Genomic DNA, 23,845 nt, shown 5'->3' on the forward strand with positions numbered 1-23,845 from the left:
CAGTCAGTAGGACATTGACCGGCTGCTCCCGCATTCCGGCCGCCACGCGTTATTTTTTCAGGAGAGTTTGTGTTATGGCAGAAAATTCCGCTCGTCCCGGTAAAGGGTTGAGTCTCTGGTCCGTGTTATTCGGGCTGGTCCTGCTGGCGATCGGCCTGTTCTTCGCGATCGGTGGCGGTAAACTGGTGGCCCTGGGCGGCAGCTGGTACTTCCTCATTGCCGGTATCGTCATGTTACTGTCGGCGATTCAGTTCTTTCGCCGTAAATCCTCGGCGGTTACGCTGTTCATTCTGGTCTTCGCCGGCACGTTGATCTGGGCGCTGTACGATGCTGGCTGGCAGTTCTGGCCGCTGGTGTCGCGCCTGATGGTGCCGGCCGGCCTGATGGTGCTGGCGTTTATTACCTGGCCGGCGCTGCGTAAGCGTGAGGGCAAGGCCTCGCTGGCGAAGCTTTCGTATGCGCTGTCGGCGGTGATTGCCGTTGGTATGGTGGTCACCTTTGTCCAGATGTTCCAGCCGCATCCGACTGTGGCTTTCACCGGCAAGCAGCTGCCGCTGATCCCGGTAGATAAAAGCAAACCGCAGCAGGACTGGAGCAGCTACGGCCGTACGCCGCAGGGTGACCGTTTTGCCGCTATCGACCAGATTACCCGCGACAATGTGAAAGACTTGCAGGTTGCCTGGACGTTCCATACCGGCGACACGCCGATCAGCCCGACCGGTAACGGTGCAGAAGATCAGGAAACGCCACTGCAGGTGGGTAACACCCTGTATCTGTGTACGCCGCACAACAACGTGATTGCGGTGGAAGCCGACAGCGGTAAGCAGATCTGGAAGCGCGAAATCAATGCGCAGGCGCAGGTGTGGAACCGTTGCCGTGGTCTGGCGTATTTTGATGCCACCAAACCGGTACAGCAGCCAACGCAGCCGGGCTCCACGCCGGTGCCAGCGGTAACGCTGGCGGCGGGCGATAGCTGCCAGCGTCGCATCCTGATGAACACCATCGATGCGCGTCTGATTGCCATCAACGCCGATAACGGTGAACTGTGTGAAAACTTCGGTAACCACGGTGTGGTCGATCTGAAGCAAGGTCTTGGCAGCGCGCCGGACCCGCAATATCAGCTGACCTCGCCGCCGCAGGTAGCGGGCACCACGGTCGTGGTGGGCGGTCGCGTCGCGGATAACGTCCAGACAGACATGCCTGGCGGCGTTCTGCGTGGCTTCGACGTCATCACCGGCCAGATGCGCTGGGCGTTTGACCCGGGCAATGAAGATCCGAATGCCGTGCTGATGCCGGGTCAGGATTACACCCGCAGCACGCCAAACTCATGGGCGCCAATCTCTTACGATCCGGCGATGAACACCGTGTTCCTGCCGATGGGCAGCTCGTCGGTGGACCTGTGGGGTGCCAACCGTACCGCGCTGGATCACAAATATGGCGCGTCGGTGCTGGCGCTGGATGCCACCACCGGTAAAGAGAAGTGGGTGTATCAGACGGTCCACAATGACCTGTGGGACTTCGACCTGCCAATGCAGCCGAGCCTGGTGGACTTCCCGATGAAGGACGGTACCACCAAACCTGCGGTGGTGATCGGCGGGAAAACCGGCATGATCTGGGTGCTGGATCGCCTGACCGGCAAGCCTTTAACCAAAGTTGAAGAGCTGCCGATGCCGCAGGGCCATATCCCGAACGAGCAGTACACCAAAACTCAGCCGCACTCGGTAGAAATGCCAAACATTGGCAATCAGAAACTGACCGAGTCAGACATGTGGGGTGCTACGCCGTTTGACCAGCTGGCTTGCCGTATTGCTTTTAAAGGCATGCGTTATGACGGCCTGTTCACCGTGCCGGACACCGATGTTTCGCTCAGCTTCCCGGGCTCGCTCGGTGGCATGAACTGGGGCAGCATCTCGTTCGATCCGAACAACCAGTACATGTTCGTTAACGATATGCGTCTCGGCCTGTGGGTGCAGATGATTCCACAGGACACCACCAAATCGGCTGCCAGCAACGGCGGTGAAGCCATCAACACCGGCATGGGTGCGGTACCGCTGAAAGGCACGCCGTACGCAGTAAACAAAAACCGCTTCATGTCGCCGCTGGGCATTCCATGCCAGGCACCGCCGTTCGGTACGCTGTCGGCCATCGACATGAAGACCCGTCAGATTGTGTGGCAGGTGCCGGTGGGTACGGTGCAGGATACCGGTCCGTTTGGTATCAAAATGCATGCGCAGATGCCGGTCGGTATGCCGACGCTGGGCGGTACGCTGGCAACGCAGGGCGGTCTGGTATTTATTGCCGGCACCCAGGATTACTACCTGCGCGCCTTCGACAGCTCAACCGGTAAAGAAGTGTGGAAAGCACGTCTGCCGGTGGGCAGCCAGGGCGGACCAATCAGCTATGTTTCGCCGAAAACCGGCAAACAGTACATCCTGATCTCTGCAGGCGGTGCGCGTCAGTCGCCGGATCGCGGTGATTACGTGATTGCTTACGCGCTGCCCGACAGCAAGTAAGCCGCAGTAAAAGAAAGGCCGACATCATGATGTCGGCCTTTTTTATTAACCTTCCGTGGCGTACTCCTTCCTGTAAGGATCCTTACTTACTTCTGCTTAGAGGGGCGACGGCTTTTTTGACCTCCTTTTCTTCCAGCTTCCCTGGCTCTCTCAGGATCGTTCCTGAAATTGCCCCCACTGACTTTGCCGCCCGCGCTACCGGCTTCCCTGGCGCGCTCCGGGTCCTCTGCAAAGTTCCCGGCACCGCCTCGTTGCTTGGTTTGTGTCATAGCAGAGACCTCATCTAAGGGTATTTTCTTTGATGTGGACTAGCTAGCCACGTTATCCAGTATAGTCAGTTAGTTACGGCGATGCTGTGGGAACTGTCTAAGTTATTCTTCGCCATCGCGCCACAGCGCCTGCAGTTCAGGAGGCGCAACGTTTTCCGGAATCAGAATCACAATCGTTCCGGCTTCGCGGTGAGTCGCGTAGCTAATCTGGATGCGGAAATAGCGCTGGTCGCCGCGCCCGATGCTGGCGGCCTGTTCCTCCGGCTCGCCGAGCGGCAGCGCCTGCTCCAGCACGTTGCACACGCGCTGCTTCTGCGGTTCCGGCAGCTGCGCCAGCGCAAATCGCCGCTCGCTGCGCAGGCCGGGGATAAATGCAATGCCGCCTTCACGCGCCAGCTCAATGATGGCGTCATCGGTCAGCTGAATATTCACCTTACACCTACCTCGTGCCACGCGGACTGGATCGCCTGTGCCACCGTATTATCAAAACGTTTTGCGGCATGCTGTACGGTAAAGCGCGCAAAGGTGCTGAAGTCGGCATCCTGCGGCAGTTCCTTGTCGCACAGTGTGTCGTACCATGCCTGACCGGCCCGTTCCCAGGCAAAGCCGCCCAGCGCGGTCGCCGCCAGATAGAAGGCGCGATTAGGAATGCCGGAGTTAAGATGCACGCCGCCGTTGTCTTCGCGCGTGTCGATATAGTGATCCATATCGGCAGGCTGCGGATCTTTGCCGAGCAGCGGATCATCATAGGCGGTACCGGGCGCGGACATCGAGCGCAGGCCGCTGCCCTTAATACCCGCCGCCAGCAGCCCTTCGCCGATGATCCAGTCGGCCTGATCGGCGCTTTGCCTGAGGTGATACTGCTTCACCAGCGAGCCGAACACATCGGACATCGATTCGTTGAGCGCACCCGCCTGCTGGAAGTAAATCAGCCCGGCTTCGGTTTCGGTCACGCCGTGCGTCAGCTCGTGCGCGACCACATCAATGGCAATGGTAAAGCGATTGAAGATCTCACCGTCGCCGTCGCCAAATACCATCTGCTGGCCATTCCAGAAGGCGTTCTGGTACTCCCTGCCGTAATGCACGGTGCCATCCAGTTTCAGGCCTTTGTTGTCCAGCGAGTTGCGCTGGTAGATCTGCCAGTAGAAATCATAAGTGATGCCGAGATAGTTCCACGCTTCGTCTGCGGCGACGTCACCGTTACCGGGCTGGCCTTCCTCACGGATCAGGGTGCCGGGCAGATTTTGCGTATTACCCGCGTCGTAGATAGCACGCAAAACACTGCCGGGCTGCGCAGTGCTGGCTGCGCTGGCGGTGTGAGGATGTTCCGCCATCAGCTGTTGCACGTGGGTGAGGGTGCGCCGCGCGTAATCCTGCTGTGCGCCGGAACAGTTATCGATGATGTTTCGCAGAATATACGGAGGAATAACGCTGTAAGGCATGTCGAACTCCCTGACGGATGGGTATGTCAGAAAGTATAGACCTGCTTATCAATCGTGCGCCGCTGCGTCTGCAGCCCGCGCGATTTACAGGGGGTTATCAACCATTTATGCGTCTGAAAAGATTATCACGCCTTACGGCTGCGCGTCTTCTGTGGTTGTAACGCCGTCACCTGACTCTCCACCCAGCCATCATCCAGCCGGGTACGCAGCAGATCGCCGGTATGCAGCTGACGGGTCTTTTTCACCACCTGGCCCTGAGCATCGGTGGTGACGCTAAAGCCGCGCGCCAGCGTCGCCAGCGGACTCACGCCTTCCAGCTGTGCTGCCAGCGTACCAAAACGCTGCCGGCTGTGATTGAGCTGTTTTTCCATGCCCTGCTGCAACCGGTAGTGCCACTGCTGTAACTGCTGCTGAGCGCGCAGAATACGTCCCTGCGGCTGCTGGGATTGCAGGCGCTGCAGCAGGCGGTCCTGCTGGCGACGCGCCAGGCGCAGCCGCTGGTCGACCGCTTCCTGCAGACGACGCTGCAGCTGAATCAGCGTGGTTTGCTGGCGTGCCAGGCGCAGCTGCGGATGCTGTTGTTGCAGACGATGCTGCAGCCGGGTGAAGCGGCGCTGCTGCTGCGCCACGTAATAGTCCATCGCCATCTCCATGCGCTGCTGCTGAGACTGCAAACGGCGCAGCAGCTCGATCTGGTTGCGGCTCACCAGCTCGGCAGCGGCAGAAGGCGTCGGCGCGCGCAGATCGGCAACAAAGTCGGCGATGGTGACATCGGTTTCATGCCCAACGGCGCTGACGATTGGCAGGCGGCTGGCGAAAATCGCCCGCGCCACGCGCTCGTCGTTGAAGCTCCACAGATCTTCCAGTGAACCGCCGCCGCGCCCGACGATCAGCACGTCGCACTCGTCACGCTGGTTGGCCAGCTCGATGGCGCGCACGATGGCGGCGGGCGCATCAACGCCTTGCACTGCGGTCGGATAGATCACCACCGGCAGCGAGGGATCGCGGCGATGCAGCACGCGCAGCACATCGTGCAATGCCGCGCCGGTGGCAGAGGTGATCACGCCCACCTGGCGCGCCGGCTCCGGCAGCGGCTGTTTAAACTGCTGGTCGAACAGCCCCTCCGCCGCCAGCCGGGCTTTCAGCTGCTCAAACTGTTGCTGCAGCAGCCCTTCACCGGCCGGATGCATGCTTTCGATAATCAGCTGATAGTCGCCGCGCTGCTCATACAGCGTGATGCTGGCACGCACCAGCACCTGCTGACCGTGCTGCGGGCGAAAGCTGACGCGTCGATTGCTGTTGCGGAACATGGCACAGCGCACCTGCGCGCCATCGTCCTTCAGGGTGAAGTACCAGTGACCGGAAGCGGGCTGAGTGAAATTGGAAATTTCAGCGCTGAGCCACACCAGGCCCATCTCATTTTCCAGCAGTTGGCGCACCGTGGTGTTCAGGCGGCTGACAGTAAAAATATTGGCGGTTGGCGGTAGCGACATGTGATGAGGATCAAATTTCAAATCAGAGGGTTAATTAACCGATACTACATGCCTGCCCCGGAGGATCAAGACTTTTTCCGAAAAAACACTGGAGGCAACCGATTTCGGCCTGTATAATGCCGCGGCAATATTTTATCTGTTTTAAACGCCCCAGGTGGAGATATTGCAATGTTAAGAATCGCGAAAGAAGCCCTCACATTTGACGACGTCCTGCTCGTTCCCGCTCACTCCACTGTTTTACCCAACACGGCCGATCTCAGCACCCAGCTGACCAAAAACATCCGTCTCAACATTCCTATGCTGTCTGCAGCGATGGACACCGTAACCGAAGCCGGTCTGGCGATTGCGCTGGCGCAGGAAGGCGGTCTGGGCTTTATCCACAAAAACATGTCGATTGAGCGCCAGGCGGATGAAGTTCGCAAGGTGAAAAAACACGAAAGCGGCGTCGTAACGGAGCCACAGACCGTGCTGCCAACCACCACGCTGGCCGAGGTGAAAGAGCTGACCGAACGTAACGGCTTCGCCGGTTACCCGGTGGTCAACGCCGACAACGAGCTGGTGGGCATCATTACCGGTCGTGACGTGCGCTTCGTGACCGATATGACGCTGCCGGTGACCGCGGTCATGACGCCGAAAGAGCGCCTGGTGACGGTGAAAGAGGGTGAAGCGCGTGAAGTCGTGCTGCAGAAAATGCACGAAAAACGCGTCGAGAAAGCGCTGGTTGTTGACGACAGCTTCCACCTGCTGGGCATGATTACCGTTAAAGATTTCCAGAAAGCCGAGCGTAAACCTAACGCCTGTAAAGATGCGCAGGGCCGTCTGCGCGTCGGTGCCGCAGTGGGTGCCGGTGCCGGCAACGAAGAGCGCGTTGATGCGCTGGTCGCTGCGGGCGTTGACGTACTGCTGATCGACTCCTCGCACGGCCACTCCGAAGGCGTGCTGCAGCGTATCCGTGAAACCCGCGCAAAATATCCGGACCTCGAAATCATCGGCGGCAACGTGGCGACCGGTGCAGGCGCACTGGCGCTGGCTAACGCGGGCGTGAGCGCGGTGAAAGTGGGCATTGGCCCGGGCTCCATCTGTACTACCCGTATCGTTACCGGCGTCGGCGTACCGCAGATCACGGCAGTATCCGACGCGGTTGAAGCGCTGGAAGGTACCGGTATTCCGGTCATCGCTGACGGCGGTATCCGTTTCTCTGGCGACATCGCCAAAGCCATCGCCGCGGGTGCGTCGGCGGTAATGGTTGGCTCCATGCTGGCCGGTACCGAAGAATCTCCGGGCGAAATTGAGCTCTACCAGGGCCGTGCGTTCAAATCCTACCGCGGGATGGGTTCACTGGGCGCGATGTCCAAAGGCTCGTCTGACCGCTACTTCCAGAGCGATAACGCCGCCGACAAACTGGTGCCGGAAGGCATCGAAGGGCGCGTTGCCTATAAAGGCCGCCTGAAAGAGATCGTGCACCAGCAGATGGGCGGCCTGCGCTCCTGCATGGGCCTGACCGGTTGCCCGACCATCGACGATCTGCGAACCAAAGCCGAGTTCGTGCGCATCAGCGGCGCCGGCATCAACGAAAGCCACGTGCACGATGTGACCATCACCAAAGAGTCACCGAACTACCGCATGGGTTCATAATCCCGTAAGATTTCCCGCCCGGCTCCAGCCGGGCGCTTTTATTATTAAGTCCATCCCAATGGAAACGCCTCAATGACGACTGAAAATATTCATAAACATCGTATTTTGATCCTCGATTTTGGTTCTCAGTATACGCAGCTGGTCGCGCGCCGCGTGCGTGAGCTGGGCGTCTACTGCGAACTCTGGGCGTGGGATGTCACCGAAGAGCAAATCCGCCAGTTCAACCCGAACGGCATCATCCTGTCCGGTGGCCCGGAAAGCACCACCGAGCACAACAGCCCGCGCGCGCCGGAATATGTGTTCAACGCCGGTGTGCCGGTGCTGGGCGTGTGCTACGGCATGCAGACCATGGCGATGCAGCTGGGCGGTAAGGTTGAAGGCTCGAACGAGCGTGAATTTGGTTACGCGCAGGTTGAAGTGACAACCCCGAGCGCGCTGGTGCGTGATATCGAAGATGCCATCAGCGCGGCGGGCAAACCGCTGCTCGACGTGTGGATGAGCCACGGTGACAAAGTCACGGCGATCCCGGCAGACTTCGTGACGGTTGCCAGCACCGAAAGCTGCCCGTTTGCCATCATGGCCAACGAAGAGAAGCGTTTCTACGGCGTGCAGTTCCACCCGGAAGTGACGCACACCCGTCAGGGCCTGCGCATGCTGGAGCGTTTTGTGCGCGACATCTGCGGCTGTGAAGCGCTGTGGACGCCAGCCAAAATCATCGAAGATGCGGTAGAGCGCATCCGTGAGCAGGTAGGTGAAGACCGCGTGATTCTCGGCCTGTCCGGCGGCGTGGACTCGTCCGTGACCGCGATGCTGCTGCACCGCGCGATTGGCGAGCGCCTGACCTGTGTGTTCGTTGATAACGGACTGCTGCGTCTGAATGAAGCTGAGCAGGTGATGGACATGTTCGGCGACCACTTTGGTCTGAACATCGTGCACGTTGCGGCAGAAGGGCGCTTCCTCGACGCGCTGGCGGGCGAGAACGACCCGGAAGCCAAACGTAAGATCATCGGCCGCGTGTTCGTGGAAGTGTTCGACGAAGAAGCACTGAAGCTGACCGACGTGAAATGGCTGGCGCAGGGCACCATCTATCCGGACGTGATTGAGTCGGCGGCTTCAGCTACCGGTAAAGCGCACGTGATCAAATCGCACCACAACGTGGGCGGTCTGCCGAAAGAGATGAAGATGGGCCTGGTTGAGCCGCTGAAAGAGCTGTTCAAAGATGAAGTGCGTAAAATCGGTCTGGAACTCGGCCTGCCTTACGACATGCTGTACCGCCATCCCTTCCCGGGCCCGGGTCTGGGCGTGCGCGTACTGGGTGAAGTGAAGAAAGAGTACTGCGACCTGCTGCGTCGTGCCGATGCCATCTTTATCGAAGAGCTGCGCAAAGCCGATCTGTACAACAAAGTCAGCCAGGCCTTTACCGTGTTCCTGCCGGTGCGCTCCGTCGGCGTGATGGGCGATGGCCGTAAATACGACTGGGTAGTTTCCCTGCGCGCTGTCGAAACTATCGACTTCATGACGGCCCACTGGGCGCACCTGCCGTACGACTTCCTCGGCCGCGTCTCCAACCGCATCATCAACGAAGTGAACGGCATTTCACGCGTGGTTTATGACATTTCAGGTAAACCGCCTGCGACGATTGAGTGGGAATAGAGCTGCTTTTAACTTGTTGATTTTATCAGGTTAGAGACGATATCTATAATTCGTATATCATCAATTGTGGTTTTCATGGCATGTGTAAGGCATGCCATGAAAATCTTTAGGGCCATGACTAGTTACATAACGCTGGCATGGTATCAGGAAAGCGCATAAGCAACTCCTGATGAGACAAGATTAAATTCTCGAATCATGTTCGAACATCATGCATCATCTCGCGTCCCATCGTCGCTTCAGAGAAACCAGCCTATCGTCGTTATTTAGTGCGCTGCTTGCCTCTCCAATTTGTTTCAATATCTCTTCTGTTCCATATGGCCATGTTAGCGCGTTGTCTGGTAGAACGGCATAAAGTAAAGCCAGCGCCTGTTCCGGGTACCGGTTTACTATGTTGCCTCCTGATCGACGAAGCTCTGGTAGCATCAAATGGTCATGCTCAATTCTACCCAAGAACGGCAAAACCAATGCAGCTATGGTAGGAAATTCATCGCCGCTAGAGAAAGCCAATTCGCAAAGGCGAGCCGACGTGTTGGGTGTTCTGGCTGAAAGTTGGCGCGGCCAAATCTGCAGCAGTTCGGGAAACTGTCCTCTCCATCGTTCGTTTGAGTTTTCGTTTATCTCGTCAGACCATCGTTGAGCCTGCCATAGTATTCGTGACCGAAACTCGTCATCGACTATCAAAAGTAAGCTGCGCATCTCATCATTGGAGATACAACGCTCGCCGGTGATGCCGTCAACAGTTCCCCACCCGGCAAGGATCATACCTGCGATGATTTCACTATATGAACGTCGCGATGGGAGAGGGTCAACAGCGAACTGCAGCATGTCATTCTTCAACCGCATATAGAGCTCTCGATTTGGAGTTCTCGCCTTCCACAAGAAGCCTGACCATGCTGCGTCGCGATCGCTCCTGTCGCTACCCTGAAGCGCAGGCAATAAGTAATGTTCTGTCCATTTCGGGTCGACAGCAAAAAACCAGGTGAGGTTGTGGAAAAAGATCACAATCGCATGTCTGCGCAAGTCATCTGGAAGTGCCAACAGTGCCTCAGCGTGAACAACCCATTCGTAAGGAAGACTTTGATTTTGATTGAGATTATCCGTACGAGGATCGTTAAAAAGCACCTGCGCAATCTTACCTGTAGGAGAATTAATTGCCTCCATAGCCCAGTCTGGTGCCTTTGAACCTCGAATAATTCCCGAACGACCTTCGTCCGGCGATTCACGAAGGACGCCAACCAGCTTATTCAAAATGCGGTTGAAAATAGGAAGGTAATCTCTGCTTAGCTTCGTACTGGCATTTTGCAGCCAATCGGTCGCGGGGCGGAGAATCGTTGCAAGCTGCACATTTGGATAGCGAGATAGTCGTTCGGCAATCAAACAAGCTAATTTTGCCTTGTCATTCTTTCGTGCCTCTGAAGTAAGGAACCGTTGCCATGCCCAATCTGGAAAATTCCCTCGTTTAGCAGCATAGGTCAAAGCAGCAAAAGCGCGCGCAGGGCGGTGAGCGGCCAGCCCGGAAAAAGGATCGTTCTCGACGAGAAAATCGTCTGATCGACCACTACGTTCTTTCGCTCGCAGCAGTACTAGTGAAAGGGGGATTTCTGCTAGCTCCTCATGGCTAGTATTAGTCCTGACCCATCCAGTCCGACTTTCCAACGATTCAGCAGCCCTCCCGCCATAGTCCTCTTTCCAGTCGGGCACAGCAGCACGAAGCAGTTTCGCTTGTTTACGGGTGCTAGCTGAAAGTTTGCATTGTGAGTCTTGAAGCCACTGAATGCGATCCAGAATCGACCAGGCTCGTCTGCTATCGAAAGCTGCAACTTTCTCGTGCTGCCATCGCTTTGGACCTACCAACAGCTTTTGTTCGATTAACTTACGCGATGCCCTACTGAGTTTCTTCCATCGCTCTGCGATAACCAGTAATAGGTCTCGTTGATGGTAACTATCCCAGAAGGCGGTATTGCTTAAAGACGATATGAATAGTCCAAATTCATTATCTGGAACAACACTTTTTTTTCCTGATGCCCATATTCGTAGCCGAGCAAATATTGTGTCATCTTCCGTAGGCCATGATATAAATTCTCGTTTAGCTGCTGATTTATTAGTTTGAACTAGTTGTGTGAACAGTTCCGCAAACTGGATTACGAATGCTGAAAGCCCATGCTTTCGATGATAGTCGTCGGCACCTTCAAAATTATCTTTCACTAATGGGCTTATATTTCTAAGGCCGAAGCCGCCAATTTCTTGTTCTAGCGAAAGAGCCAGTTCGAGATTCTGTCGTAGGGCTTTAACAATTGCTGAACACCATTCATCAGGAACAGTGATTGTTTCGTGCTTTTCAGGATATTTAACGTCCATCCACAGCAAGTTATCGTCGTCTGCCTGAACGGTCTCTGCTTCGGGCGATTTCGGTGTATTCCGGGAAGAAGGCCTTGCAGAAAGGTGGGGCCGAAGCACCTCTCCAAAGCGCCTAACTATAGCGCTACTCCATCCCTCAACCTTGATAACATCTTGCAGCTTATGCCACTCTTGATAAAAGTCTTCGACGTGGCTCCAGGTTTCAAAAAGCAACCTCCAGGAGTTACGAATGTTCTGCGGTATGGGGTGATTGCTTCGCTCTAGCTCCCAAGATATAAGCCGTTGAATGTTATTATTAAGTGACGACTGATGGGATGCCCACCATACAGCAGCAGGTTGGTCGCAAACTTTTGCGAGCCATACGCCCAATTTATCTATGCGCGGAACAATACGTGGTAAATGATTAGCCCAATGACCGCGAAACGCAGTAAGATTTTCATCGCGGATCGCTGCTTTATCAAGATGATTAAGTTCGAAAGCATCCCACGCATTGGATGGTGTTTCTCGCTTGGCGTAATTATTTTCAGGATCTGGTTTAGTCGGAAGGGGGTCTGAATCAAGGCCATATTGATCGAATGGATCAACATAGGCTTCTTTGCTACTAAGTGAGATTGAATTAACCGGCCTTGCGAATCGTCGGTATTTATCGAACACACAAAGCCATTCAGCAGGGGGAAGAACCTCTCCCTCGCAGAACCTTTTTACTCCTTCGTAGGTTGAAATAACATGTGTTACCTGACCCCGTTCATGAGGCTGAAGCGCTGTCGGTCCTTTTTTGGATGTTTCAATCACCTTTGTTAACCAGGCATCAGGATTACGAGCTCGCTCTGCCCAGGCATCAAGAGATTGCCATAAGGCAGCATGTGCATCATCTGGACTGTATGGGATGGCTTCAACACCTTTGTGCCGCCATCGTGCGATGGCATCGTCATGGTCGCCAGATTGGAAAGCATAAGCGTTTTCGCGGTTCCCTGAGGTTTTACGCAAAGCTTCAAGAAGGTATTGAACTGGAGGATCGTCAGCCGTATACCCAACAAATACAACAATATACTTTCCAAGGATTTCACGAATGAAGGCTGTTGCCCACCCGTCGGATAGATATGCACGACCAAATTCTGAACTTGAGAGAACAAAGCCATCATTTTCAGCAGCTGTATAAGTCGGCGTTGAGCGGCCATGGAGATAAACTATTCCGTTGATCTCATTTGGAAGTGAAGGGTTCGGTAATCTCGGTGGTTGCCATACACGAAGATTGCGCCCGCAGTCATCAAACAGTCTATCGAAGTTTGTCGTGACTAATTGAACAGTGCCTTCTGGCGTCGTCGCCAAGTCTAGCAAAATCCTGTGAGCAGTCAGATCGCAATTCGCAGGTGGTTTTAATGCAGATGCAACCGCCTCCTCGATATCGCGTGAGGCGAAGTCTCTTTCTAGAAGCCCGAAAACACGGTCAGCAGATATGACGCCGGGTATGCCAACACGGTGGTCAATCACTCTAGCTTCTTGGATTAGTCTATAAGCAGGACTATTTTGGTCGACACCAAGCCTGGCAACTACTTGACTTGCTAAGCCAAAGAAATCTGGTAATTGAGCTCGCGCTCGGGATACGCCCGCCCCGCAAAAGAAAATTACTCTGCCCTGATCTCTGGCAAGAAGTAGATCATCAGGGATTGATGGTCCGTTGGGTAAAAATCGCAAATCCCTTCCTCCATACTTTGCGTTATTTTCAAACTATAAAACCTAAGACATAATTGTTAGATTTTTGATTGAATTCTTTATTGTCTAAATTTACAACATTGCCTGTTTATAAGTTGTAGTTCTGATCACACCCGATAAAATAATTAAAAAGTTTTTAAACTGAGAACATTATCTGACTTAGGCCAATGGCTCACATGGTGTTTTTTTTAGCATGACATAGTGAGTACTTGTTAATAAATTGATTGTCAGTGATTAGAGCTTACCATTAATACTGAAGTGGAAGTATTTCCCACTCAGCTAACCGCCAGCACCTGAAGCCTCAAAGCCCGCGTAACTGCGAGCTTTTTTATTCTGCCATCTTTCGCGTCGCCCTATCCGCGCAGAACCCACACACAGCGCCTACAGCCGCGCCGCCTGTTGTTCAATAAATTCCCTGAACCACTGCTGGGCGGGATGCGCGTCGCTGCGCCGATGCCAGATCAGGTTGAACACCATTTCAGGCAACGACAGCGGTGGAGGGAACAGTACCAGCTGGCGACTGGCCTGCGCATGCAGCGCCACGCGCTTCATCACGGTCGCGGTCATGTGGGTTTGCGCCACGATAGACGGCACCGTAAACATCTGCTGGACCGTCAGCCCCAGCCGGCGCTTTTTACCCTGCTGCGCCAGTACCTGATCAACCAGGCCGTACAGTTCACCTTCCGGCGAGACCAGAATATGCGGCAGCGCCAGGTAGCTCTCCATGTCCATGCCGCGTCTGGCCGCCGGATGGTTGCTGGCGACGATGGTGACGAATTCGTCGCGCAATACCGGCCGGGAGATGATGCGGCTATCGCTGTGGGTAGGCATGACGCCGATGGCGACATCAATCGCGCCGGCATCTAACAAATCGACCGCGTGATCGCGGTTAGTAAACGCCTGCACATTCAATGACACGCCGGGGGCGGCGTCCTGTAGCGCCTGCATTAACGAAGGTAGCAACACGAAAGCCGGATACTCCGACACGCCCAGTTTGAAGTTTATTTGCGCTTTTTCCGCTGCAAACGCGGGCTTTGCCACCAGCGTCGCTTCGAGCTGGCGCAACGCCCCGGCGATGGGGCCGGACAGATCGCGCGCACGCGCGGTCGGCAGTAAACCCTCCGCGCTGCGCATGAACAGCGGGTCACCGAACAGGGTGCGTAACCGTGACAAAGCCGCACTCATCGCCGGCTGGCTGACGCCCACCTGGGTCGCCGCCCGCGTGACGTTGCGCTCGTTCATCAGCGCGTCAAAAGCCACTAACAGATTAAGATCGATGCCATGAAAATCCATACGGCAAATAATCACTCATATTGAATATTTGTTGGACGAATTGTAGGGCGCTGCGCAAAATTCCACAACCAACCCCCACCTGAAAGTGAATAACGATGAATCCAGCAGCAGAATCAGAATACGTACAACGGCTCAAAATTGAACGACAGGCGGTAGAGACGCTCTATCAGGCCTTCAGCGACAACAACCCCGATCTGGTCGATAGCGTGCTGGCACCGTCATGGGAAGACATTCCGCTGGCGCCAGGGCAAGTTGCCGGACCGGAAGGCATCAAGCCGATCATTCGCATGCTGGCGCAGGCTTTTCCGGACGTGCAGATCGTGGTGCATGACATGATTCAGGAACCGGGCCGCATCGCAGCGCGGGCAGAAATCAGCGGCACCCATCTCGGCGAAATTTTCGGTATCGCGCCGACTGGCACGAAAGTCAGCTTCCGTCTGCATGAGTTCCATGCGCTGGAGGACGGCCGTCTGATCACCACCTGGCACATGGAGGATTGGTTTGGCCTGTTCCTCCAGCTTGGCCAGTTTCCGCCACAAGCCTGAATCAGACCGGAGAGTTGATAATGAAAGCAGCATTGATTGATACGTTTGGCACCGCCGATGTGCTGACGATTGGCGAACGTCAACTTCGCGCCGCCAGGCCGGATGAGGTGACGGTGCAGGTTGAAGCGGCGAGCGTTAATCCGCTGGATGTGAAAATCATCTCAGGGCACATGCAGCAGGTTTTCCCGGTGGACCTGCCTTACGTGCCGGGCATGGATTTCTGCGGCGTGATTACAGCGGTTGGCGATCACGTGGGCCATTTAAACGCGGGCGATCGCGTATTCGGACGCACGCCACCGGGCGCAGGCGGGGCTTTTGCACAAAGCCTGGTGATCGCCGCCGATGACGTATGCCTTGTCCCGGCAGCGATGAGCGCTGAACAGGCCGCAGCGCTGCCTACCGCGTTTGGCTCCGCGCAGCAGGCATTGTTCGATGTGGGCCAGCTGCAGCGCGGCGAGCGCGTGCTGATTCACGCCGCAGCGGGTGGCGTCGGCAGCATGGCCGTCCAGCTGGCGCATCAGGCGGGCGCTTATGTCATCGCCACGGCGTCGGCGAAAAACCACGCGCTGGTGACCAGTCTGGGCGCCGATGAGGTGATTGATTATCGTACTGAGGACTTCACGGCCACGCGCGATATCGACCTGGTGATTGATAGCGTCGGCGGCGAAACGCTGAGCCGCTCCTGGTCCGTGCTGCGCGCCGGCGGGCGCATTGCCACGCTGGTGGAGTTCGGCATCACGCCCGTCGGCGGCCAGCACGGCGAGTTTGTCTTCTTCGCCAGCGCGACGCCGTATCTTGCCCGGGCGAGCAGCCTGTTCCAGGCCGGGCAGTTACAGGTCATCACCGACGCTATCTTTTCGCTGGATGATGCACGCTCCGCACTGGAGAAGGTGGCGACCGGCCATGCGCGCGGCAAAGTGATTATCCGCGCCAATCCTTAACGCCTGGCGTCATGTCGCAGTAAAAACGCGCCCGCTACCCCGCGGGCGTTTGTTTACCGGTCTGTCGCAGGGGATAAGGATGTGTTAATAATCTGGCGTTAACGGCAGAGGCTTCAGGAGGAAACGTGCTGTTTAATTTCAGAGCCGCGGGCAAGCGCGCACCACCTGGCAAACGCTCGCTGACATCCATCATCATTCTCTATCTTGCGATGCTGTGCGGTACGGCTTTTCTCGCGTTTCTGCCGCTGATCTGCGCGATGGGCGCCGGATATGTCGCCAGTCTGGCAGGCTGCCAGCTGGACGAAGGCAACGTGCATCCCTGTTACATCCTGGGAGAAGATCGCGGCCAGTTGCTGTATGAATTAGGCGTCATGGGCTGGTTCCTGCTCGGCACCATTCCCATGGGTGGGATACTGTTTTTACTCGCGACGCTCACCTTCATCGTTCAGCTGGTGGGCTATTACCGGCAAACACGCGCTGAAGGTAATCGGTAATTTGCGTCAGTGCTGTTCCGCACAAATCTCCAGGCAAAACCCGAGAAATGCCTCCACCGCCGCCGGGGCCAGACGGCGCGAAGGCCGGGTGATAAACAGCGGATAGGTTTCGTCAGGCCAGTCGGGGAAAAGTTCGACCAGTTCACCGCTGGCGATCAGATGTTGCACGCTCAGCACCAGCACCTGGGCCACGCCGGCACCGCCGACGCACGCCTGTACCATTAAATCCGGATCGGTGGTGGTCAGATGGCCGTGGGTGGCGACCGTCAGCCGCTGCGTGCCGCGATGAAACTCCCAGCTAAAGGGCTTATTGCTGCGCGGATCGATGTATTGCAGACAATTGTGCTCAGTCAGCTGCTGCGGCTGCGTCGGGCGGCCACAGCGTGCCAGATAGTCCGGAGCGGCCACCGTCAGGACGCGCGTTTGTAACAGCAAGCGTGAGGTCATGGTGGACGGCGGCTGCGGCCCGAAACGCACCGCAACATCAATACCTTCTGCCACCAGATCGCCTACATCGGGCTGCTGCAAAATCGTCAGTTCCAGATGCGGATAACGGGCACGCAACAGCGGCAGCTTTGCCGCCAGCACATAGCGGGAAAACAGCGGATTCAGGCTCACGCGCAGCGTACCGCGCACCGTCACGGCGGCACCGGAGACGTAGTTTGCTGCTTCTTCAATCCCTTCCAGATGCGGCGCTGCCCGCTCATACAGGCTGGCACCTTCGCTGGTGAGATGCAGGGTGCGGGTGGTGCGATCCAGCAGGCGCACGCCAAGACGCTGTTCCAGTCGTGAAATCGCCCGGCTGACGCCCGAGGCGGATAACCCCAGCACCTCACCGGCGCGGCTGAAGCTGCCGGCTTCAACCACGGCTGCCAGCACGCTCATGCCGGATAATAGTCGGCCATCAAAACTCATCCTGTTCTCCATCTTTGATTTTTAGCAAAGATCATTTGCCTGAGCCTACCTTTATCAAAAATGCGCTGCAACTTATTGTGTGCCCCGAAACGCGACCGGCACTGAACGCCGGATTCCTGATCCCTTTTGAGGAGAATGTTATGACTGTACGGCGCACCCTTTTTAAAGGCGGCACTATCCTGACGCTGGACGCCAGCGTGCCCGACCTCGTCTGTGGCGATGTGCTGATTGAGGACGATCGTATCGCCGCCGTGGGGGAAAACCTTTCCGCCGACGATGCGCAGGTGATTGATGCCCGCGGCCATATCGTGATGCCAGGCCTGGTGGATGCGCATCACCATATGTGGCTGGGTGCGATGCGCCGCCTGATGCCCAACGTTGACGACCTGTTTGTCTATATCGATGTGGTGGCAGAAACGCTCGGCGCGCATTACCGTCCGCTGGATATGTACCTCAGCACCCGGCTGACGGCGCTGGCTTGCCTGGATGCCGGCATCACCACGGTGATTGATGCCTGCCACAGTTCACGCAGTCCGGCGCATACCGATGCGGCGCTTGACGCGCTGCAGGAGAGCGGGATTCGTGCACTGCACATGGTTGGCGCAGCAATGGATAAGCAGGCTTCCAGCGATCATCTGCCGGGCGATCTGGCCCGTCTCGCCAGCCGCTGGAACCACGCCGACAGTCGCGTACAGGTTGGCCTGTTTGGCCAGCTCAACCTGGCGTGGTGGCGCGTGGCGCGCGAGCTGGATATGCGCATTCTCACCGAGTTTATTGGTGACCTGGCGCAGCTGCCGGCGGAGTTTGCCGAACCCGGCTTGCTGGGTCCGCACAACATTTTCAACCACTGTACGCGCGTACCGGCGCACACCTGGCAGCAGCTGGCGGACGCGGGCGTCAACATTACCGTGAATCCGCGTTCGGATGCGCTGTTTGGTTTCGACGACGACAGCTTTGCCTGGCAGCAGGCGGTCGATCGCGGAATGACGCCGGCGCTTGGTATCGATCTCGATACCGCCTTCGGCAGCGATCTGTTCGGTGAAATGCAGGCGCTGTTTAACCAGCAGCGCTCAGCGATGCGCTATCGCCGCTTCCGGGGCGAAAGCGACGTACCGGCACCGATTAGCGTGGAAGCCGTACTGCGGTCGGCAACGATTAACGGCGCGCGTGCGGCCGGGCTGGAGCAGCAAACGGGCACGCTGACGCCAGGTAAACAGGCCGACGTCATTATGCTGCGCACCGATGGTATTGGCGTTTTCCCGCTGACCAGCGTGACGGCAACGGTGGTGCAGGCGGTGCAACGCGCCGATGTTGATACCGTGATGGTAGCGGGTGAACTGCGTAAACGTCATGGTCAGTTGCTCAACGTCGATGTGGCACAGCTGAACGCGGAAATCACCGCTTCGCGCGACTATCTGCTGAATGCCAGCGGCTATCACCATCCTTTGTTTGCCTGATTTTCCGCAGCGCGGCGGCCTGCCGCGCTGTCTGTTCATCTATGGAGGCTGTTATGTCTGCATTAAGCGCGCAGGCTGAAGCTGCGCATTTGTCGCGACCGGCGACCGGCGTGATTGCCGCGCTGTTTTGCGGTTATCTGGCGGTCGGCTTGCCGCTGCCGGTAATCCCGCTGTTTATCCATCAGCATCTCGGTTTCAGCAACCTGTGGGTCGGGCTGGTGATCGGGATACAGTTTGTCGCCACCGTGCTGACGCGCGGTTACGCCGGTCAACTGACCGATCGCGTTGGCGGTAAGCGCTCGGCGCTGCAGGGCGCGGCGGTGTGCGCGCTGGCTGGCGTGCTCTACTGGCTGGCCGCACTGCCGGGCTTTTCACCGGCGGTCAGTCTGGCGCTGGTGATTGCCGGACGGCTGGCGGCGGGTATGGGCGAAAGCCAGTTCGTCACCGGCTGCGTGGCCTGGTCAATCGCCTCGGTCGGGCCACAGCGTGCCGGTCTGTCGATGTCCTGGACCGGTATCGCCATGTTTGCCGCGCTGTCGCTCGGTGCCCCTGCCGGCATGATGCTGTATCAGCATGTCGGCTTAGCGGCGGCGATGCTGGCCTGCATCGCGGCTCCGCTGCTGGCGGCGCTCATCGCCACGGCTGCCAGCGGTTATCGCGTGGTCGGGGGAACACGTTTGCCGTTCTATCGGGTGATTGGCCGCATCTGGCGGGAAGGCTGTGGCCTGATGCTGCAGGGCGTCGGACTGGCCGGCCTGACGGCCTTCGCCTCGCTCTACTTCGCCGCGCGTCACTGGCAGCTGGCCGGCTGGGTGATGACCGCGTTTGGCGTTGGTTTTATCGCCGTGCGCCTGGTGCTGGGACATCTGCCGGATCGCATTGGTGGCTACCGCGTGGCGGCTTATTCACTGCTGGTGGAGGCGCTGGGGCAGATGCTGCTGTGGTTTGCGCCTGACGAAACCCTGGCGCTCACCGGCGCGCTGATTACCGGTCTTGGCTGTGCGCTGATCTTTCCCGCCCTCGGCGTGGAAGCGCTGAAGCGCGTGCCGCCGGCCAGTCGCGGCAGCGCCATGGGCGCCTTCGTTGCTTTTCTCGACATCGCTTATGGTATTTCCGGACCGATTGCCGGTGCCATCGCCAGCCACTTCAGCTATGCCGCCGTCTATCTGTTTGGTGCGGCCTGTGCGCTGCTCGGTGCGCTGCTGGCGCTGACATCGCGCGCCGCTTCACTTCACGCTTAAGGAGTTTTCCATGTCACGTATTTTTATTTCCGGTTCATCCACCGGCCTCGGGCTGATGGCGGCTGAACTGCTGGTTGAGCAGGGCCATCAGGTGGTGCTGCACGGACGCAACGCCGCGCGTGCCCGCGCCGCGCAGGAGGCGCTACCGCAGGCTGAAGCCGTGGTGAGCGGCGACGTGATAACCATCGCCGGCGCCCGCAGTGTGGCGCAGCAGGTTAATGCGCTCGGCAGATTTGATGCGGTGATCCACAACGTGGCGGTTGGCTATCGCGAGCCTTATCAGTTAACCGCAGATGGCCTGCCGCATCTGTTCGCCATCAACACGCTGGCACCCTATATTCTTACGGCGCTGATTGAACGGCCGCAGCGGCTGATTTACCTCAGCTCCGGCATGCATCATCATGCCGAAGCTAACCTGGATGATATTTTGTGGCAGCGGCGGCGCTGGCACGCTTCGCAGGCTTATGCTGAGAGTAAACTGCATGATGCCATACTGGCGTTTGCCATCGCCCGGCGCTGGCCGCAGGTATACAGCAACGCGCTGGAGCCAGGCTGGGTGCCGACCAAAATGGGCGGTGCCGGGGCACCCGACGATCTTGATCAGGCGCATCGTACCCAGGTGTGGTTAGCCACCGCCGATGAGGCGCGGGTCAGCGGAGAGTACTTTTATCACCGTCAGGCGCTGGCGGCTAATCCGCAGGCGCGCAATCCACGGCTGCAGCAGCAGTTGCTGGCGATATGCGCCGATATCAGCGGTATCGCCCTGCCTGACTAAGGAAAAATCAGCTGACCGGGCACCGCAACGCATTTTTTGTCCACCGCATAGTTGGTGAATACAGACGCTACCGTTTCGGCGCATCATGGCGGGAGCGTTTTTTCACCACCGGGATGCCCATGCATGTTGCCTGTTAAAGCTGTTTTACTCTCTTTTCTCTGTGTGGTGTTACTGTCGCTGGCGGCCAGCCTGGCGCAGGCGACGCGCAGCGGTGAGTTCACCACCGAACGCGGCGGCTGGGCGACGGCGCGGCGTGATTCGGCCGGGCTGGCACCGGATCCGCAGCGCTTCGCCAGTGAGGCAATTGTGCAGGTGTATGCTGCGCCGACCTACGGCTGGAAAGGTGCGGTGGCCGTGCATCCGTGGATTATCTTTAAGCGCGCCGGAGAAACCCGCTACAACCGTTATGAGGTGATCAGCTGGGGCAGCGGCGATAAAGTGCGGCGCAACAGCAATCTGCCGGACGGCTACTGGTACGGTGCGCGTCCGCGTTTGCTGGTGTCACATCGCGGTGCGGCTGCGCAGGCGATGATCCCGCAGATTGAAGCGGCGATTCAATCCTATCCGTGGCCCAATACCTATCATGCGTGGCCGGGCCCCAACAGCAACACCTTCCTCGCTCACATTGGCCGTGAAGTGCCGGCGCTGAAGCTCGATTTGCCCGCCAATGCTATCGGTAAGGATTTCCGTTCGCTGCTGCATCCGCTTGGCCTGCCGCCATCCGGGCGCGGCGTGCAGCTGTCGCTGCTCGGCGTGCTGGGCGTGACGCTGGGTGCGGAAGAGGGCGTGGAGGTGAATCTGCTGGGACTTAATCTGGGGCTGGATTTCACCCCGCTGCGTCTGCGGCTGCCGTTTATCGGCGGGGTGGGGCAGGATAATTTACAGAAGGATAAGCCCTGAGACAGCGCCGCGCCGCGACAGCATCGGTTCGCGGGTGGCGCGGGCTCGCAGCCGTTAACAGACGCCGAAATCCCCGTCTTCATGATAGAGATTGACGCTGTCGGCCTTCACCTCGATCTCTTTTTTGATCGGATCGTCAACGCGGGCGCACCACAGCGTGTCGCCCGCAACGCGCAGCACCTGCATTTTTGGCCCACCGGTTTTCGCCTGCACAAAATCATCCACGTTAAACATCACTGCTCTCCAGCTGATTAGGGATCAACGCTGATTGTAGCTGCGCTTTAGTGGCCGTGCAGCAGAAACAGCGTGGCCAGACCGAGGAAGATAAAGAAGCCGCCGGTATCGGTGATGGCGGTGATCAGCACGCTGGAGCCGACCGCCGGGTCGCGTTTGAGTTTGGTCATGATGAGCGGAATCAGCACGCCCATCAGCGCCGCCAGCAGCAGATTCAGCACCATCGCCAGCATCATCACGCCGCCCAGTTGCAGGTTGTCGTACATCAGCCAGGTCACGCCACCCATGATGCCGCCCCAGAACAGGCCGTTAAGCAGCGCCACGCCCAGTTCGCGCGCAATCAGAAACGAAAAGTTGCCGGGTTCAACCTGATGCAGCGCCAGCGCGCGCACGATCATGGTGATGGTCTGATTGCCGGTGTTACCGCCAATGCCGGCGACAATCGGCATCAGCGTGGCCAGCGCCACCAGCTGCGAAATGGTGTCCTCAAATAGGCCAATGACGCGCGAGGCGATAAACGCCGTACACAGGTTGACGGCCAGCCAGGTCCAGCGCTTTCTTACTGCCTTGCGCACCGGTGCAAACACGTCTTCACCCTGGCTGATGCCGCCCATCTTACGGATGTTGCTTTCGTTCTCTTCGTTCACCAGGTCAATGACATCTTCCACGGTGATACGGCCAATCAGCTTGCCTTTGGCATCGGTCACCGCAGCAGAAATCAGGTTATAGCGTTCGAAGGCGCTGGCGGCCTCTTCCGCTTTGTCATCCAGCTGGAAAGTGGTGGGGCGCGCGTTCATCACCTCAGCCACCAGCGTTTTAGGCTTGTTGAGCAGGATATCGGTCAGCGCCAGTTCACCCAGCAGCTGATTGTGTTCGTCGGTGATGAAGATTTTATCGGTGCCGTCCGGCATGCTTTTGCGCTTGCGCAGAAAGCGTTGCACCGTCGCCAGCGTCACGTCTGAGCGCACGGTCAGGATATTGAAGTCCATCACCTGGCCGACGCGATCGCGATCCAGCTCAATCACGTCCAGCAGCCGGGCGCGCAGGCTGGGATCGAGCGTGGTGAGCAGGCGGCCGGTGAGATCGCGCGGCAGATAACGCGCCAGATAGACCTGATCGTCAATATCCAGCGGCTCGATGGCGCGCAGGATTTCGCGGTCGGTCATCTCTTCCGTCAGGCTGGCCCATACGGTTTCGGAGGCCTCCACCAGCACGCGACCGCGCTGCTCGTAGGGCACCAGCCGCCACAGTGCCAGACGCTCCTCTTCCGGCAGCGCTTCGAGAATGTCCGCGAGGTCGGCGGCGTGCAGCTGCGGCAGTTCATGCTCCAGCTGCTGACGCCAGCCGGTGATTTTGCGCAGTTCGGCGGCATTGAGGTCGACGGATTTATCCAGCAGCACATCGACTAAATCGTGCTCGCTGAGCAGAAGGTGCAGAATTCGCTGGCGGGTTTCTGATAGTTGTTGTGCGTGCGAAGCAGACATAACGCGTCCTTTGTGTCTGTAAAGTCAGGTCAAAGTGTAGCGCGTTGCGGGTAAAGTGGACGTAACAAGCAGCATTGCCGCGGCGGACAATGTGATGGCAGAGCGACGATGACCCGCAAATTCCTTAGCGCGTCTCGCTGGTGCTCAGTGTGACCGGTTCAGGTGCGGCTTTCTTTTGCTGATGATGCTCGATGGCACCGGGAATAATGAAAATCAGACGGCCAACCAAAATAAAGAAACTGATCAGCAAAACGATGCGGGTCATGGTACCGGTTTTGGGACGTCTTCGTGCAGAGATGGCGTTATTCACGCGGGGTGGTTCCTGTCAAAGCCCGGCTGGGCGGTGGCAACATTTAGTCACAACCCGACCGGGAGGTCAACCGCTGCGTGAAAAATGAGCAGAAAAGGTTAAGATTGCCTTGATCGATATCAGCCGCCGGGCGAAGCGTGCGTCATCGACTCTGCAGGGGCGTCATTGATGGCGACCGAA

20 protein-coding genes are annotated in these 23,845 nt (G+C 57.7%); 10 read left to right on the forward strand and 10 right to left on the reverse strand.

What is annotated here, in order from left to right; all coding sequences use genetic code 11:
• Window positions 1-74 precede the first annotated feature (74 nt).
• Window positions 75-2,513, forward strand: coding sequence for a glucose/quinate/shikimate family membrane-bound PQQ-dependent dehydrogenase (locus C1N60_RS05365; RefSeq protein ID WP_021506565.1), 2,439 nt, complete (start codon window positions 75-77; stop codon window positions 2,511-2,513).
• 86 nt (window positions 2,514-2,599) lie between these two features.
• Here C1N60_RS05365 and C1N60_RS05370 read toward each other — a convergent pair whose 3' ends face one another.
• The 4 genes from C1N60_RS05370 to xseA all read right to left on the reverse strand — a co-directional run bounded on the left by C1N60_RS05370 (window position 2,600) and on the right by xseA (window position 5,717).
• Entirely contained in the window at window positions 2,600-2,782 is a 183-nt protein-coding gene (locus C1N60_RS05370; RefSeq protein ID WP_071813581.1) for a con-10 family general stress protein, read from the reverse strand.
• Window positions 2,783-2,884: 102 nt separating this feature from the next.
• Window positions 2,885-3,214: a protealysin inhibitor emfourin gene (locus tag C1N60_RS05375; protein ID WP_021314501.1), complete on the reverse strand. Its 330-nt coding sequence runs from the start codon at window positions 3,212-3,214 to the stop codon at window positions 2,885-2,887.
• Window positions 3,211-4,224 carry a M4 family metallopeptidase gene (locus tag C1N60_RS05380; RefSeq protein WP_059011394.1) on the reverse strand — a complete coding sequence of 338 codons (1,014 nt, stop codon included), beginning with the start codon at window positions 4,222-4,224 and terminating at the stop codon, window positions 3,211-3,213. The genes C1N60_RS05375 and C1N60_RS05380 overlap by 4 nt, the downstream gene beginning before the upstream one ends.
• Window positions 4,225-4,349: 125 nt before the next feature.
• Window positions 4,350-5,717: an exodeoxyribonuclease VII large subunit gene (gene xseA / locus C1N60_RS05385; RefSeq protein WP_394521477.1), complete on the reverse strand. Its 1,368-nt coding sequence runs from the start codon at window positions 5,715-5,717 to the stop codon at window positions 4,350-4,352.
• 168 nt (window positions 5,718-5,885) lie between these two features.
• On the opposite strand from xseA, the gene guaB reads away from it, so the two are divergent.
• Together guaB and guaA are read left to right on the forward strand one after the other, a co-directional pair.
• The gene (guaB, locus tag C1N60_RS05390) at window positions 5,886-7,352 is read left to right on the forward strand and encodes an IMP dehydrogenase (protein ID WP_021506568.1); all 1,467 of its coding nucleotides are present in this window, start codon (window positions 5,886-5,888) and stop codon (window positions 7,350-7,352) included.
• 72 nt (window positions 7,353-7,424) lie between these two features.
• Window positions 7,425-9,005 carry a glutamine-hydrolyzing GMP synthase gene (gene guaA, locus C1N60_RS05395; RefSeq protein WP_021506569.1) on the forward strand — a complete coding sequence of 527 codons (1,581 nt, stop codon included), beginning with the start codon at window positions 7,425-7,427 and terminating at the stop codon, window positions 9,003-9,005.
• Window positions 9,006-9,218: 213 nt separating this feature from the next.
• Here the strand turns inward: guaA and C1N60_RS05400 are convergent, their stop codons facing one another.
• Together C1N60_RS05400 and C1N60_RS05405 are read right to left on the reverse strand one after the other, a co-directional pair.
• A complete protein-coding gene (locus C1N60_RS05400) occupies window positions 9,219-12,854 on the reverse strand; it encodes an SIR2 family protein (protein ID WP_394521478.1) in 3,636 nt (1,211 codons plus the stop codon).
• A 603-nt stretch (window positions 12,855-13,457) separates the two neighbouring features.
• Window positions 13,458-14,369, reverse strand: a complete 912-nt coding sequence (locus tag C1N60_RS05405) for a LysR family transcriptional regulator (protein ID WP_275028234.1) — start codon at window positions 14,367-14,369, stop codon at window positions 13,458-13,460.
• Between the two features lie 95 nt (window positions 14,370-14,464).
• Here C1N60_RS05405 and C1N60_RS05410 point away from each other — a divergent pair, with 95 nt between their 5' ends.
• The 3 genes from C1N60_RS05410 to C1N60_RS05420 all read left to right on the forward strand — a co-directional run bounded on the left by C1N60_RS05410 (window position 14,465) and on the right by C1N60_RS05420 (window position 16,349).
• Complete coding sequence (locus C1N60_RS05410; RefSeq protein WP_394521479.1) at window positions 14,465-14,914, forward strand: ester cyclase; 450 nt, start codon at window positions 14,465-14,467, stop codon at window positions 14,912-14,914.
• A 20-nt stretch (window positions 14,915-14,934) separates the two neighbouring features.
• Window positions 14,935-15,855, forward strand: a complete 921-nt coding sequence (locus C1N60_RS05415) for an NADP-dependent oxidoreductase (protein ID WP_394521480.1) — start codon at window positions 14,935-14,937, stop codon at window positions 15,853-15,855.
• Between the two features lie 125 nt (window positions 15,856-15,980).
• On the forward strand, window positions 15,981-16,349 hold the full coding sequence (locus C1N60_RS05420; RefSeq protein ID WP_394521481.1) for a hypothetical protein: 369 nt from the start codon (window positions 15,981-15,983) through the stop codon (window positions 16,347-16,349).
• Between the two features lie 6 nt (window positions 16,350-16,355).
• Here C1N60_RS05420 and C1N60_RS05425 read toward each other — a convergent pair whose 3' ends face one another.
• Window positions 16,356-17,264, reverse strand: coding sequence for a LysR family transcriptional regulator (locus tag C1N60_RS05425; protein WP_394521482.1), 909 nt, complete (start codon window positions 17,262-17,264; stop codon window positions 16,356-16,358).
• Window positions 17,265-17,404: 140 nt separating this feature from the next.
• Between C1N60_RS05425 and C1N60_RS05430 the strand changes: the two genes are divergently transcribed.
• The 4 genes from C1N60_RS05430 (at window position 17,405) to C1N60_RS05445 (ending at window position 21,637) form a co-directional block, all read left to right on the forward strand.
• Complete coding sequence (locus tag C1N60_RS05430; RefSeq protein WP_394521483.1) at window positions 17,405-18,721, forward strand: amidohydrolase family protein; 1,317 nt, start codon at window positions 17,405-17,407, stop codon at window positions 18,719-18,721.
• A gap of 53 nt (window positions 18,722-18,774) precedes the next feature.
• Window positions 18,775-19,962 (forward strand): arabinose transporter, encoded by a 1,188-nt coding sequence (locus C1N60_RS05435; RefSeq protein ID WP_072208956.1) that lies wholly within the window; start codon window positions 18,775-18,777, stop codon window positions 19,960-19,962.
• Window positions 19,963-19,972: 10 nt separating this feature from the next.
• On the forward strand, window positions 19,973-20,737 hold the full coding sequence (locus C1N60_RS05440) for an SDR family oxidoreductase (protein ID WP_021506577.1): 765 nt from the start codon (window positions 19,973-19,975) through the stop codon (window positions 20,735-20,737).
• Between the two features lie 123 nt (window positions 20,738-20,860).
• Complete coding sequence (locus C1N60_RS05445; protein WP_021506578.1) at window positions 20,861-21,637, forward strand: DUF3750 domain-containing protein; 777 nt, start codon at window positions 20,861-20,863, stop codon at window positions 21,635-21,637.
• A gap of 54 nt (window positions 21,638-21,691) precedes the next feature.
• Here C1N60_RS05445 and C1N60_RS05450 read toward each other — a convergent pair whose 3' ends face one another.
• From C1N60_RS05450 to C1N60_RS05460, 3 genes are all read right to left on the reverse strand, one after another.
• Window positions 21,692-21,871: a hypothetical protein gene (locus tag C1N60_RS05450; protein WP_010617609.1), complete on the reverse strand. Its 180-nt coding sequence runs from the start codon at window positions 21,869-21,871 to the stop codon at window positions 21,692-21,694.
• A 47-nt stretch (window positions 21,872-21,918) separates the two neighbouring features.
• Entirely contained in the window at window positions 21,919-23,355 is a 1,437-nt protein-coding gene (gene mgtE, locus C1N60_RS05455; protein WP_021506579.1) for a magnesium transporter, read from the reverse strand.
• Window positions 23,356-23,479: 124 nt separating this feature from the next.
• Window positions 23,480-23,665 carry a YfgG family protein gene (locus tag C1N60_RS05460; protein ID WP_021506580.1) on the reverse strand — a complete coding sequence of 62 codons (186 nt, stop codon included), beginning with the start codon at window positions 23,663-23,665 and terminating at the stop codon, window positions 23,480-23,482.
• Window positions 23,666-23,845: the final 180 nt, after the last annotated feature.

The organism is Pantoea sp. SGAir0184 (genome assembly GCF_043544755.1).